This is a genomic window from Streptomyces sp. ID05-39B (assembly GCF_033794725.1).
Lineage (GTDB): Bacteria > Actinomycetota > Actinomycetes > Streptomycetales > Streptomycetaceae > Streptomyces > Streptomyces bobili.
Map to the genome: position 1 here is coordinate 29,784 of NZ_JARGEF010000045.1, position 11,763 is coordinate 41,546.

At 69.4% G+C, this 11,763-nt stretch carries 12 protein-coding genes; 9 read left to right on the forward strand and 3 right to left on the reverse strand.

The features are described 5' to 3' along the window. Positions 1–3: 3 nt before the first annotated feature. From P1P75_RS13080 to P1P75_RS13110, 7 genes are all read left to right on the forward strand, one after another. Positions 4–417: a roadblock/LC7 domain-containing protein gene (locus P1P75_RS13080; protein WP_003993189.1), complete on the forward strand. Its 414-nt coding sequence runs from the start codon at positions 4–6 to the stop codon at positions 415–417. A gap of 112 nt (positions 418–529) precedes the next feature. Further along, entirely contained in the window at positions 530–928 is a 399-nt protein-coding gene (locus P1P75_RS13085) for a DUF742 domain-containing protein (RefSeq protein WP_003973454.1), read from the forward strand. Further along, positions 909–1,484, forward strand: a complete 576-nt coding sequence (locus P1P75_RS13090; protein WP_030793795.1) for an ATP/GTP-binding protein — start codon at positions 909–911, stop codon at positions 1,482–1,484. The genes P1P75_RS13085 and P1P75_RS13090 overlap by 20 nt, the downstream gene beginning before the upstream one ends. A gap of 380 nt (positions 1,485–1,864) precedes the next feature. Then, complete coding sequence (locus P1P75_RS13095) at positions 1,865–5,185, forward strand: nitrate- and nitrite sensing domain-containing protein (protein ID WP_319254800.1); 3,321 nt, start codon at positions 1,865–1,867, stop codon at positions 5,183–5,185. A gap of 10 nt (positions 5,186–5,195) precedes the next feature. Beyond that, a complete protein-coding gene (locus P1P75_RS13100; protein ID WP_003993185.1) occupies positions 5,196–5,609 on the forward strand; it encodes a roadblock/LC7 domain-containing protein in 414 nt (137 codons plus the stop codon). Between the two features lie 96 nt (positions 5,610–5,705). Next, entirely contained in the window at positions 5,706–6,293 is a 588-nt protein-coding gene (locus tag P1P75_RS13105; protein WP_319254802.1) for a DUF742 domain-containing protein, read from the forward strand. Then, complete coding sequence (locus P1P75_RS13110) at positions 6,274–6,855, forward strand: ATP/GTP-binding protein (protein ID WP_073491198.1); 582 nt, start codon at positions 6,274–6,276, stop codon at positions 6,853–6,855. Before P1P75_RS13105 ends, P1P75_RS13110 begins: the two co-directional genes overlap by 20 nt. A gap of 209 nt (positions 6,856–7,064) precedes the next feature. On the opposite strand, the gene P1P75_RS13115 is transcribed toward P1P75_RS13110, so the two are convergent. Beyond that, positions 7,065–7,256, reverse strand: a complete 192-nt coding sequence (locus P1P75_RS13115; RefSeq protein WP_319254804.1) for an acyl-CoA carboxylase subunit epsilon — start codon at positions 7,254–7,256, stop codon at positions 7,065–7,067. 57 nt (positions 7,257–7,313) lie between these two features. Then, positions 7,314–8,909 (reverse strand): acyl-CoA carboxylase subunit beta, encoded by a 1,596-nt coding sequence (locus tag P1P75_RS13120; RefSeq protein WP_086767388.1) that lies wholly within the window; start codon positions 8,907–8,909, stop codon positions 7,314–7,316. A gap of 400 nt (positions 8,910–9,309) precedes the next feature. On the opposite strand from P1P75_RS13120, the gene P1P75_RS13125 reads away from it, so the two are divergent. Both P1P75_RS13125 and P1P75_RS13130 read left to right on the forward strand, forming a co-directional pair. Beyond that, the gene (locus tag P1P75_RS13125; protein WP_319254806.1) at positions 9,310–9,918 is read left to right on the forward strand and encodes a YceI family protein; all 609 of its coding nucleotides are present in this window, start codon (positions 9,310–9,312) and stop codon (positions 9,916–9,918) included. A gap of 360 nt (positions 9,919–10,278) precedes the next feature. Then, positions 10,279–10,914, forward strand: a complete 636-nt coding sequence (locus tag P1P75_RS13130; RefSeq protein WP_319254808.1) for a hypothetical protein — start codon at positions 10,279–10,281, stop codon at positions 10,912–10,914. 4 nt (positions 10,915–10,918) lie between these two features. Here P1P75_RS13130 and P1P75_RS13135 read toward each other — a convergent pair whose 3' ends face one another. Beyond that, positions 10,919–11,500 carry a YdeI/OmpD-associated family protein gene (locus tag P1P75_RS13135; protein ID WP_319254810.1) on the reverse strand — a complete coding sequence of 194 codons (582 nt, stop codon included), beginning with the start codon at positions 11,498–11,500 and terminating at the stop codon, positions 10,919–10,921. Between the last annotated feature and the right edge of the window lie 263 nt (positions 11,501–11,763).

Genomic DNA, 11,763 nt, shown 5'->3' on the forward strand with positions numbered 1-11,763 from the left:
CAGATGAGCCAGGCGGCACAGAATCTGAACTGGTTGATCACCAACTTCGTGGACAACACCCCCGGGGTGTCCCACACCGTTGTCGTGTCCGCCGACGGGCTCCTGCTCGCCATGTCCGAGGGCTTCCCGCGCGACCGTGCCGACCAGCTCGCGGCCGTCGCGTCGGGTCTCACCTCGCTGACGGCCGGGGCTTCCCGGATCTTCGAGGGCGGCAGCGTGGCCCAGACGGTCGTCGAGATGGAGCGAGGTTTCCTCTTCCTCATGTCCGTCTCTGACGGCTCGTCCCTCGCCGTTCTCGCCCACCCCGAATGTGACATCGGCCTTGTCGGCTACGAGATGGCACTCCTGGTCGACCGCGCGGGCGCGGTGCTCACGCCCGACCTGCGCGCCGAACTACAGGGCAGTCTGCTCCACTGACCCGCCCAGGTACCACCCGCCTCACGAAATCACCGTCCGGCCGACACAATCCCCCCACCGGCTCGACGGACGGCACGACTGACCGAGACTTGCTGTCCCGCCCGGAGGATTCATGACCCCGCCCACCGCCTCTCATGATCCGTACGCGGAGCCGTACGAGGACGAGGGCGACCAGCCGCTGGTCCGTCCGTATGCGATGACCGGCGGCCGGACCCGGCCGCGCTACCAGCTCGCCATCGAGGCGCTGATCAGCACCACGGCCGACCCGGCAGCGCTCATGGGGCTGCTCCCCGAGCACCAGCGCATCTGCCACCTCTGCCGTGAGGTGAAGTCGGTCGCGGAGGTCTCGGCCCTCCTCGCCATGCCCCTGGGTGTGGCGAGGATCCTCGTGGCGGACCTCGCCGAAGCCGGACTGGTGGCCATTCACCAGCCGGGCGGCGACGAGAACAACGGTGGCGCACCTGACGTGACGCTGCTCGAAAGGGTGCTCAGTGGACTTCGCAAGCTCTGACGGGGGGCGGGCCACCACCTCCGCGAAGATCGTGGTGGCGGGTGGCTTCGGCGTGGGCAAGACCACGTTCGTGGGCGCCGTCTCCGAGATCAACCCGCTGCGCACGGAGGCCGTGATGACGTCCGCGAGCGCGGGCATCGACGACCTCACCCACACCGGGGACAAGACCACCACCACGGTGGCCATGGACTTCGGCCGTATCACGCTCGACCAGGACCTGATCCTCTACCTGTTCGGTACGCCGGGTCAGGACCGCTTCTGGTTCATGTGGGACGACCTGGTGCGCGGTGCCATCGGCGCCGTGGTGCTGGTGGACACCCGCCGGCTGGCGGACTGCTTCCCCGCGGTGGACTACTTCGAGAACTCGGGTCTGCCGTTCGTCGTCGCCCTCAACGGGTTCGACGGCCAGCAGCCGTACCAGCCGGAGGAGGTCCGCGAGGCTCTCCAGATCGGGCCGGACACCCCGATCATCACGACGGACGCCCGGCACCGCTCGGACGCCAAGAGTGCGCTGATCACGCTGGTGGAGCACGCGCTCATGGCTCGTCTGCGGTAGGCGGGACCGACACCTGCACTGCTGTACATCAGGTGTCGTAGGCGTCCCGGAGCCGGCTGTGGCCTTTGACACGGCCGGCTCCGGTGTTCATAACGTTTCGGCAGAGGAATCGGGTGGTGCCGCCACGCGTCGCGGTCGCTTGGTGTCGCTGCGCGCACGAAGGCCCCGTCATTTGACGGGGCTCGTTCTGTTTGACCGTTTTATCTGGGGCTTACATCACTTCGAACCGGCACTTCTCCATGTTTGGAACTGCGCTGTTCGTCGTGCTGGAATGCCTGAACTGCCCAATAGTCAATGACGTACTGATGGTCGATGGCTGACCGGGCTCTGAGACACTGCGGCACGACGAAGGTGCCGACCGCCGAGAGGTTGTTGGTCGAGTGAGGCGAAGCAAGAAAAGTCCCGAGCCGGCGGCCCGGGGCAACTTCACCCCGCCGCCGCGCGGAGCGGCGCCCGTCCCTGTGCCCCGTTCGGAGCCGATGGCCGCGCCCACGAAAAGCGGCGGTCGTCTCTCCCCGCGCAACTGGCGGGTGCCGACCAGGCTGAACGCGATCCTGCTCATACCCGTGCTGGTCGGCCTCGTCATGGGCGGCTTCCAGGTGAAGGGCTCGATCGACACCTGGCAGGAGGCCCGCGACGCCGAGAAGGTCGCGAAGGTCGTGGCCGCCGCCGGCGAGTACGCCGAGGCCCTGCTGAACGAGCGTGACGTCTCCGCCGAACCCCTGCTGCAGAACAAGAAGGACAGCGAGGTCGTCAAGGACGCCCGCGCCCTGACCGACCAGAAGGCCGCCGCCTTCCACAGCGAGACGGTCGGCATGCCGGACAAGGCAGGCCTCAAACGCCGCCTCGGCCTGGTGACCGATGCGGAGCCGGCTCTCACCAAGCTCCGCGCGGCCGCCTACACCAAGGCGCTGGACCCGGTGAAGACCGAAGAGGGTTACGTCGAGGTCGAGCACCTGCTGATGGAGTTCTCCAACGAACTCGGCCTCGGCACCGGCAACATCACGGCGTACGGCCGCACGGTCTACGCGATCGCCCTCGCCAAGGGCGCCGAGTCCCTGCAGCGTTCGATCGGCATGCACCTCCTCGTCCGGCCCAGCCCCGACGAGGCGGTCAAGCGCCAGCAGCTCGTCTCCTTCACCTCGTACGCCTACCTGGAGCGGGTGGCTCTGCAGGAGTTCGTCTCCGGTGGCACCACGCAGGACGCGGCGCGCCTCCAGCAGGTCATGGGCGAGAAGACAGCGGAGGGCAAGAAGCGGTCCGCCGAGGCGCAGGAGAAGGCCGAGGCCGCGGACCAGGACTTCGTCGCCCCGCCCGCCATGGACAAGATGATCCAGGCGATCGCCAGCGGGCGGAGCACCGCCGACCTCGCCGAGCAGGGCGTCACCGCCCAGGCCTGGATGGCGGCCGCGACCCTGAAGTTCGAGGGCTACAGCGAGGTCGAGAACGAACTCATCAACAGGGCGGTGACCGAGGCCGGGCAGATCGCCTCCGACGCCCAGCGGGACGCCATCGTCAACGGCGCGATCGTCATCATCGCCCTGCTGACCGCGTTCATCATCGCCAGTCTCATGGCCCGCCAGATGAGCCAGTCCATGCGCCAGCTGCGCAACGCCGCCTTCGGCATCGCCGAGCAGCGGCTGCCGATGCTGGTCGACCAGCTCTCGCGGACCGACCCCGGCCGGGTCGACACCCGGGTCACGCCGATCCCGATCAACACCACGGACGAGATCGGCGAGGTCGCCCGCGCCTTCGACCAGGTCCACCGTGAGGCCGTCCGGCTCGCCGCCGAGCAGGCCCTGCTGCGGGGCAACATCAACGCGATCTTCACCAACCTGTCGCGCCGCAACCAGTCCCTGATCGAGGGCCAGCTGACCCTCATCACCGAGCTGGAGAACAACGAGGCCGACCCGGACCAGTTGGAGAGCCTCTTCCGCCTGGACCACCTCGCGACCCGTATGCGCCGCAACGGCGAGAACCTCCTGGTCCTCGCCGGCGAGGAGCCGGGCCGCCGCTGGGACCAGCCGGTCCCGATGGTCGACGTGCTGCGCGCCGCCTCCTCCGAGGTGGAGCAGTACGAGCGCATCGAGCTGTCGGGCGTACCGGAGGCCGAGATCCACGGCCGCGCCGTGACCGACCTCGTGCACCTGCTGGCCGAGCTGCTGGAGAACGCCACCACGTTCTCCTCCCCGCAGACCAAGGTCCGCGTCACCGCGACCCGTCTCCCCGACGGCCGCGTGATGATCGAGATCCACGACAAGGGCATCGGCCTCACCGCCGAGGACTTCGCGGACATCAACCACAAGCTGGCCAACCCGCCGACCGTGGACGCCGCGATCTCGCAGCGCATGGGCCTGTTCGTGGTCGGCCGGCTGTCCGACCGGCACGGCATCCGGGTCCAGCTGCGCCCCTCGGGCGAGCAGGCCGGCACCACCTCGCTGGTCATGCTGCCCGACGCGATCACCCACGGTGGCGGTGGTGAGCACCAGCCCGAGCGCGACGACTTCACCGTCTCGCAGATCATCCCGGACCAGCGCTTCCAGGGTGAGGACTTCAACCACCAGCCGATGCGCACGGCGGCCGAGCTGGGCTTCGACGACAGCCAGTACGCGGAGGTCCCCGACGACCTGCGTGACCTGGACCCGGTCGGCCGCTCCCTGCTGCGCGACGAGCGCCGGGCGGCCCTGGAGTCCCCGGCACCCGGCCAGCCGGGTCAGCCCGGTCAGCCCGGGGGTCAGCAGCAGGCCGGCACGGCGCCCGCGTACGGCGACGGCTTCGACCAGACGCAGCAGCAGCCCGCGTACGACGCCTCCCCCAACGGCTTCGCCGCGCCGCAGAACGGCTACGACGCCGGTGCGACCGGTTATGCCGAGCAGCCGGCGGCGTACGACCAGCAGACGTCGTACGAGGAGCAGCAGCACACGGCGTACGAGGACCCCTACGGCGCGTCCAACGGCGGGGCGCCGCGCGGCGATGCCTTCCCGGCGAACGGTTCGGTGCCGCAGAACGGTGCCTTCGGGCAGGGTGGCGGCTACCCCGACCCCGCGTATGCGGAAGCTCCGCAGGAGGAACGGGCGCCGGAACGGCAGGCCGCTGCGGAGAGCTTCCCGCCGTACGAGGAGCAGCCCTACCAGGACGACTGGCCGCAGCAGAACAGCTACCAGAACGGCTACCCGGACCAGTACGCTCCGCAAGCGGAATCCGTACGGGCCGCTGACGCCGGTAAGCAGGACAGCGTAGGCTTTGAGCGTCCCGGACCGGCAGCCTCGGCCGCCTCGGCCGCCCACGCGCTCACCGATGCCGGACTGCCTCGCCGCGGATCCCAGGGGGCGAGCGGTTCGAACGGTTCGCGGCCCGCGGACCAGGAGGCGCCGGCTCCCGCCGCGGACGGCCCGACCGACTGGCGTTCGGCGAACGACGACCGCTGGCAGCAGGCCTCCTCGCTGAAGAAGCCGAAGGCCGGCGGAGTCACCTCCTCCGGTCTGCCGCGACGGGTGCCCAAGGCCAATCTGGTCGAGGGCGCCGCCGAGAGCACCCCCCAGGGAGGCCCCCAGGTCTCCCGCGCCCCGGAGGACGTCCGAGGCAGGTTGAGCAACCTGCGTCAAGGCGTTCAGCGCGGACGCAACGCAGGAAGTGAACCGAACAGTCAGGCCAGGAATCAGCACAGTGGTCCTGACAGCACCTACAACCAGGAGCGTTAGTGTGAGCCCGATGAGCCAGGCGGCACAGAACCTGAACTGGTTGATCACCAACTTCGTGGACAACACCCCGGGGGTGTCCCACACGGTGGTGGTCTCCGCCGACGGACTCCTTCTGGCGATGTCCGAAGGCTTCCCCCGCGACCGTGCCGACCAGCTCGCGGCCGTCGCCTCCGGTCTGACGTCGCTGACGGCAGGCGCCTCCCGGATCTTCGAAGGAGGTGCGGTGAACCAGACGGTTGTGGAGATGGAGCGGGGATTCCTGTTCATCATGTCCGTTTCCGACGGTTCCTCGCTCGCGGTCCTCGCTCACCCGGAGGCGGACATCGGTCTCATTGGGTACGAGATGGCCCTTCTGGTGGACCGTGCGGGTACGGTCCTGACGCCCGACCTTCGTGCGGAGCTCCAAGGGAGCCTTCTCAACTAACAGACGGACGGTGCGTTTTGGCCTCTCGAGGCCGTAGGGTTTCGGGACGCGGCTTCCACGTGATGGGTGCCAGGCACAGTCGGAGGAGGAGAGAAAGTGGCAACACCCCCAGGCGGTTCGAATTCGGGTAACTGGTCGTACGGCCCTGCCCAGGGCCAGGGCGACGGTTCTCAGAACCCGAACCGCTACAACTTCCCCTCCGCGCCGAGCCAGCGTCAGCCGTACGCGCCCCAGGGACCGCAGGGTCCTGGACCGTCGCCGTACGACCAGCCGCACGCGCCGCGCATCCAGCCCGTGCAGCCGCATCGCCGCGCCCCCGAGCCGGCGCCCGCCGGGGCGTCGAACAACCCCTTGGTGCGTCCGTACGCCATGACCGGCGGCCGGACCCGCCCGCGGTACCAGCTCGCCATCGAGGCGCTGGTGCACACCACCGCGGCTCCGCACCAGATGCAGGGGCAGCTGCCCGAGCATCAGCGGATCTGCAACCTCTGCCGGGAGATCAAGTCGGTGGCCGAGGTCTCGGCCCTCCTGACGATCCCTCTCGGCGTGGCCAGGATCCTCGTCGCCGACTTGGCGGAGGCGGGACTGGTCGCGATCCATCAGCCCGGCGGCGACGAGTCCGCCGGCGGCCAGCCAGCCGTGACACTGCTCGAAAGGGTGCTCAGTGGACTTCGCAAGCTCTAGCGGCGGTCCTTCCCGCTCCACCACCTCAGCGAAGATCGTGGTGGCGGGTGGCTTCGGCGTGGGTAAGACCACGTTCGTCGGGGCCGTCTCGGAGATCAACCCGCTGCGTACCGAGGCCGTCATGACGTCTGCTTCGGCGGGCATCGACGACCTCACCCACACCGGAGACAAGACGACCACCACGGTCGCCATGGACTTCGGCCGTATCACGCTGGACCAGGACCTGATCCTGTACCTCTTCGGTACGCCCGGCCAGGACCGCTTCTGGTTCATGTGGGACGACCTGGTGCGCGGCGCCATCGGCGCGATCGTCCTGGTGGACACCCGCCGGCTCGCCGACTGCTTCCCCGCGGTCGATTACTTCGAGAACTCGGGTCTCCCCTTCGTGATCGCCCTCAACGGCTTCGACGGCAGCCAGCCGTACCAGCCGGACGAGGTGCGCGAGGCCCTTCAGATCGGCCCCGACACCCCGATCATCACGACGGACGCCCGCCACCGCGCGGACGCCAAGTCGGCACTGATCACGCTCGTGGAGCACGCGCTGATGGCGCGTCTGCGCTAGCGCCCTCGGTACGCACCGACCGTACGCACGGCCTCCGGACTTCCGGCTGACGTGAAACGGCCCCTGTGCCCCTCCTCGGGGAGGCACAGGGGCCGTTTCACGTCACCGGCGCCTCGCGCGGGCCCGGTTGTGCGCTCCCGTACGGGCGAAGGCCCCGGCCGCCCTGGGGGCGGTCGGGGCCTTCGCGGTGCTCGTGGTGCGTCGTGCGGTCAGCGCCAGCTGTGCGGGGCGCGGAAGCCGCCCTCGCGCTCCAGGCGGCGCCAGCCGGCCTTGAGGCGGCCGCGGTGGGCCGGGGTGGGCTCGGAGGAACGGGCGGCGCGGGCCAGCAGGATCGCCGTGATGGCGGCGACTTCCTCGGGCCCTGCGTGGCCCTTCTCGACGCGGATGTCAGCGTTGCTCATAGAAGTCAGTCTCCGTGGATGAGGTTTCCGCAGGGGTGGCGCGGAAAGTCCGCTGGGTTACTGCGGGGGGTTGCCGTGCTTGCGCGAGGGCAGGTCGGCGTGCTTGGTGTGCAGCATCGCCAGGGACCTGATGAGGATCTCGCGGGTCTCGGCGGGGTCGATGACGTCGTCGACGAGTCCGCGCTCGGCCGCGTAGTACGGGTGCATCAGCTCGGACTTGTACTCCTTGACCATGCGGGCCCGCATGGCCTCGGAGTCCTCGGCCTCGGCGATCTGGCGACGGAAGATGACGTTGGCGGCACCTTCGGCACCCATCACGGCGATCTCGTTGGTCGGCCAGGCGAAGGTGAGGTCCGCACCGATGGACTGGCTGTCCATGACGATGTAGGCACCTCCGTACGCCTTGCGCAGGATGAGGGAGATCCGGGGCACGGTCGCGTTGCAGTAGGCGTAGAGGAGCTTGGCGCCGTGGCGGATGATCCCACCGTGCTCCTGATCCACGCCGGGCAGGAAGCCGGGTACGTCCAGAAGAGTGATGATCGGGATGTTGAAGGCGTCGCACATCTGCACGAAGCGGGCGGCCTTCTCGCTGGCCTCGATGTCGAGGACACCGGCGAGGGACTGCGGCTGGTTGGCGACGATGCCGACGACCTGGCCGTCCAGCCGGGCCAGCGCGCAGATGATGTTGCGCGCCCAGCGCTCGTGGACCTCCAGGTACTCGCCGTCGTCGACGAGTTCCTCGATGACCTTGGTCATGTCGTACGGCCGGTTGCCGTCGGCCGGCACCAGGTCGAGCAGGACGTCACCGCGGCGGTCGGCCGGGTCGCTGCACTCGACGCGCGGCGGGTTCTCCCGGTTGTTCTGCGGGAGGAGGGAGACGAGGTAGCGGACCTCGGCGATGCAGGTCTCTTCGTCGTCGTAGGCGAAGTGGCAGACGCCGGAGGTCTCGGCGTGCACGTCGGCGCCGCCCAGACCGTTCTGGGTGATCTCCTCGCCGGTGACGGCCTTGACCACGTCCGGCCCGGTGATGAACATCTGCGAGGTCTCGCGGACCATGAAGACGAAGTCGGTGAGGGCGGGGCTGTAGGCCGCGCCGCCCGCGCACGGGCCGAGCATCACGCTGATCTGCGGGATGACGCCGGAGGCCTTGGTGTTGCGCTGGAAGATGCCGCCGTATCCGGCGAGCGCGCTGACGCCCTCCTGGATGCGGGCGCCGGCGCCGTCGTTCAGCGACACCAGCGGAGCGCCGGCCGCGATGGCCATGTCCATGATCTTGTGGATCTTCGTGGCGTGAGCCTCGCCCAGCGCACCGCCGAAGATGCGGAAGTCATGGGCGTAGACGAAGACCGTGCGGCCCTCCACCGTGCCCCAGCCGGTGATGACACCGTCGGTGTACGGCTTCTTGGCCTCCAGGCCGAATCCGGTCGCCCGGTGCCGGCGCAGCTGTTCGACCTCCTGGAAGGAACCCGGGTCCAGGAGCAGCTCGATGCGCTCACGGGCGGTCAGCTTGCCCTTCGCGTGCTGCGCCTGGGTCGCCTTCTCGCTCGGCCCGGCCAGCGCCTGCGCACGGATCTCGTGCAGCTCGGCGACGCGCCCGCGCGCGTCCGTGGGCTCGGCGGTCGGCTCACCCGTCGTCTCTTCCAAAACGGTCATGTAGTGACCTTACGAAGCCGACCTAGGAAAGTGAGACGTCGACTCCGTACAGTCTCCGGCACGTTTTCCTGGTACCACTGAACAGAACCGTGCCGGGATGCAGGCGTTCCGACTGCTCAGAGCCCGTTCCGCTTGTCGGGGTCGGACAAAGCCGGCCAGTGAGAGCAACTTCACACTCCCCTCCGACGCATGCCGCCCAGTGGAGTGACAGATCGGGCCCGGACCGGCGGGTAGGCGGCTCCGCGGGGCGAGTGGCAGTGTCGCGAACACGCGGCCGATGAAGTTGAAAGTTGAACGGAATAGGTCTACGGTCTGCCTTGTTGAACCGCTCGTTGAACATTCAACATCATTGCTTCGTTTCCGCGATGCGTGCATCGATCCCGTCCCCAAGGAGCACGTCATGGGTATCTTCGGCCGCAAGAACACCACCGAGGCCACCGCGACCACGGCCGGCGCCGTGAACCCGGACCTCGCCGCCCTGACCGGCGACTACACGATCGACCCGGCGCACTCGACCATCGGTTTCGTCGCCCGCCACGCCATGGTCACCAACGTCAAGGGCCACTTCAACGACTTCACCGGCTCGCTGCACCTCGACGGCGCCGACCCGGCCAGGTCCACCGCCACCATCGACGTGACGATGGACAGCATCGACACCGGGTCCGCCGACCGCGACGGCCACCTCAAGGGTTCGGACTTCTTCAGGACCGACGAGTTCCCGGCGATGACCTTCCGCTCCACCACCGCCGAGGCCCTGGGCGGCGACGACTACCGCATCACCGGCGACCTCAGCATCCTCGGCGTCACCAAGCCGCTCACCATCGACCTGGAGTTCAACGGCGCCGCGACGGACCCGTTCGGCAACGAGCGCGTCGGCTTCGAGGGCAAGGCGGAGATCCTGCGCTCCGAGTGGGGCCTGACCTGGAACGCGGCGCTCGAGACCGGCGGCGTCCTGGTCTCCGACAAGATCAAGCTGAACTTCGACATCTCGGCCATCAAGAACGCGTGACGCGTCGACCGACGCCACGCCCCTGAGCGCGCCCGCCCTCCACTCCCCCCGTAGGGGAGGGCGGGCGCTCGGCATGTCCGGGGGTGGGTGGGGGGCGGGGCCGGATCGCCACGGAGGTCGAGGGCCCGGTTCGCCGCAGGGATCGAGGCTGGAGCGCGACGGTCGGGGATCGGTGCGCTGGTCCGGTCCGGCACAGGCCGGCGTCGCGGGCAGGGATCGGCCCGCCGGTGCGGCGTGGGGCGTAGGGACCGGTCCGGACACAGGTGCGGGGCCGTCGGATGCGCGACGGGCGTGGGGGCTCGGTCGTTCTTCAGGGCGCCCCGCCTATGTGGCCGGGGACCCCGACCGAGGAGAGGCGCCATGACCAGGACCGGACCGCAGCACTACCCCGGCGCACGCCGCGACCACTGGTACCAGGACGACTTCGGCGGTGACCGGATGGAGGTCAACGTCGTCGTCCTGCACACCACCGAGGGCCGCTCGCTGCCCGGCTACCAGGGCGGCGCCTCCGCGCCCAACCTCACGGCGGTGCCGGATCTCGCGGCCGGGAAACTGACCTGGTACCAGCACTTCGACATCGACATCTCCTCCCGCGCCCTGCGCAACAGGCCCGGCGGGGTGCAGACCAACACGCTGAACGTCTGCCAGGTGGAGCTGGTCGGCACCTGCGACCCCGAGCTGCACACCAAGTGGCAGACGAGCGGCAAGGCCCACGTCTACTGGCCGAAGGCACCGGCCTGGGCGCTCCTCGGCGTCGCCCGCTTCCTGGCGTGGGCGCACGAGCAGCACGACGTACCGCTGCGCGGCCCGGCGCTGTGGCCGGCGTACCCGAGGTCCTACGGGAACGGGGCCGGGCAGCGGATGAGCGGGGCGCGGTGGAACGACTTCAAGGGCGTGTGCGGGCACATGCACGTGCCGGAGAACGACCACGGGGACCCGGGAGCCGTCGACTTCGACGAGCTGATCCGCCTGGCGAAGGCGGCGGTGCGGGGCTGATCCGTCACCCCTCGTCGGCGGTGCCGGCCGCATCCTCCAACTTTGCGATCGCCGCGGCGACTTGAGCCGACCGCTGCTGCGCAGACCGGGCGCGGAGTACGCCGAGCATGGCGAGGTAGCGGTCGGTGCGGCCCAGACGGCCGAAGGCCACGCGGGCCCGCGGACTGCGCTCCAGGGCGGTCGCGAGTTCCGCGGGGACGGTGGCGTCCTGCTGCGAGGCGTACGCCGCCGCCCACCGCCCGTCGGCCCGCGCCGCCGCCACCTCGGCAAGACCGGCGGGCCGCATGCGGCCGGCCGCGGTCAGCTCGTCCACCCTGCGCACGTTGACGGCCGACCAGAGGCTTCCGGGCCTGCGCGGGGTGATCCGCTGAAGGAACGACGCCTGGTCGAGGCCCTTGCGCTGTCCGGTGATCCAGCCGTGGCACAGAGCCACGTCGTTGACCTCGGCGGCGGTGACGGACCCGACCCCGGAACCCTTCTTGGCGACCTGGACCCACAGGCCCGGGTGAGGCGCCGGATGCGCGGTGAGCCAGGCGTCGAGAGCGCCGGCGTCGGGGAACGCGAGGGGGGTGGCGGGCTCGGTCATGGGGACAGGGTAGGAGCCGTATAGGCCGGTTTCCGTCCTAGAGCCCCTCGCGTCCGGCCCGGACCGTCGGCGTGGGCGTCGGCGTGGCCGGATCGCACCCCTTGTGCGAAGGCTTGCGGCGTTCTCATAATCCAGCAACAGATTTGACTTGCTCATGCCAGCAAACGGGCGCTTCTTTGTTGCCGCGATTGTCATGTGCGCGTCAATTCTATGTTTCGGGCACCACGCGATCCCCCCGACACGGTCACACCCCACATCAACCC

What these genes read in the sequence shown, in the direction of transcription:
- P1P75_RS13130 (WP_319254808.1), top strand. Translation starts at nt 10,279, where the DNA reads ATGACCAGGACCGGACCGCAGCACTACCCCGGCGCACGCCGCGACCAC.
- P1P75_RS13100 (WP_003993185.1), top strand. Translation starts at nt 5,196, where the DNA reads ATGAGCCAGGCGGCACAGAACCTGAACTGGTTGATCACCAACTTCGTG.
- P1P75_RS13080 (WP_003993189.1), top strand. Translation starts at nt 4, where the DNA reads ATGAGCCAGGCGGCACAGAATCTGAACTGGTTGATCACCAACTTCGTG.
- P1P75_RS13115 (WP_319254804.1), bottom strand. Translation starts at nt 7,256, where the DNA reads ATGAGCAACGCTGACATCCGCGTCGAGAAGGGCCACGCAGGGCCCGAG.
- P1P75_RS13120 (WP_086767388.1), bottom strand. Translation starts at nt 8,909, where the DNA reads ATGACCGTTTTGGAAGAGACGACGGGTGAGCCGACCGCCGAGCCCACG.
- P1P75_RS13135 (WP_319254810.1), bottom strand. Translation starts at nt 11,500, where the DNA reads ATGACCGAGCCCGCCACCCCCCTCGCGTTCCCCGACGCCGGCGCTCTC.
- P1P75_RS13085 (WP_003973454.1), top strand. Translation starts at nt 530, where the DNA reads ATGACCCCGCCCACCGCCTCTCATGATCCGTACGCGGAGCCGTACGAG.
- P1P75_RS13125 (WP_319254806.1), top strand. Translation starts at nt 9,310, where the DNA reads ATGGGTATCTTCGGCCGCAAGAACACCACCGAGGCCACCGCGACCACG.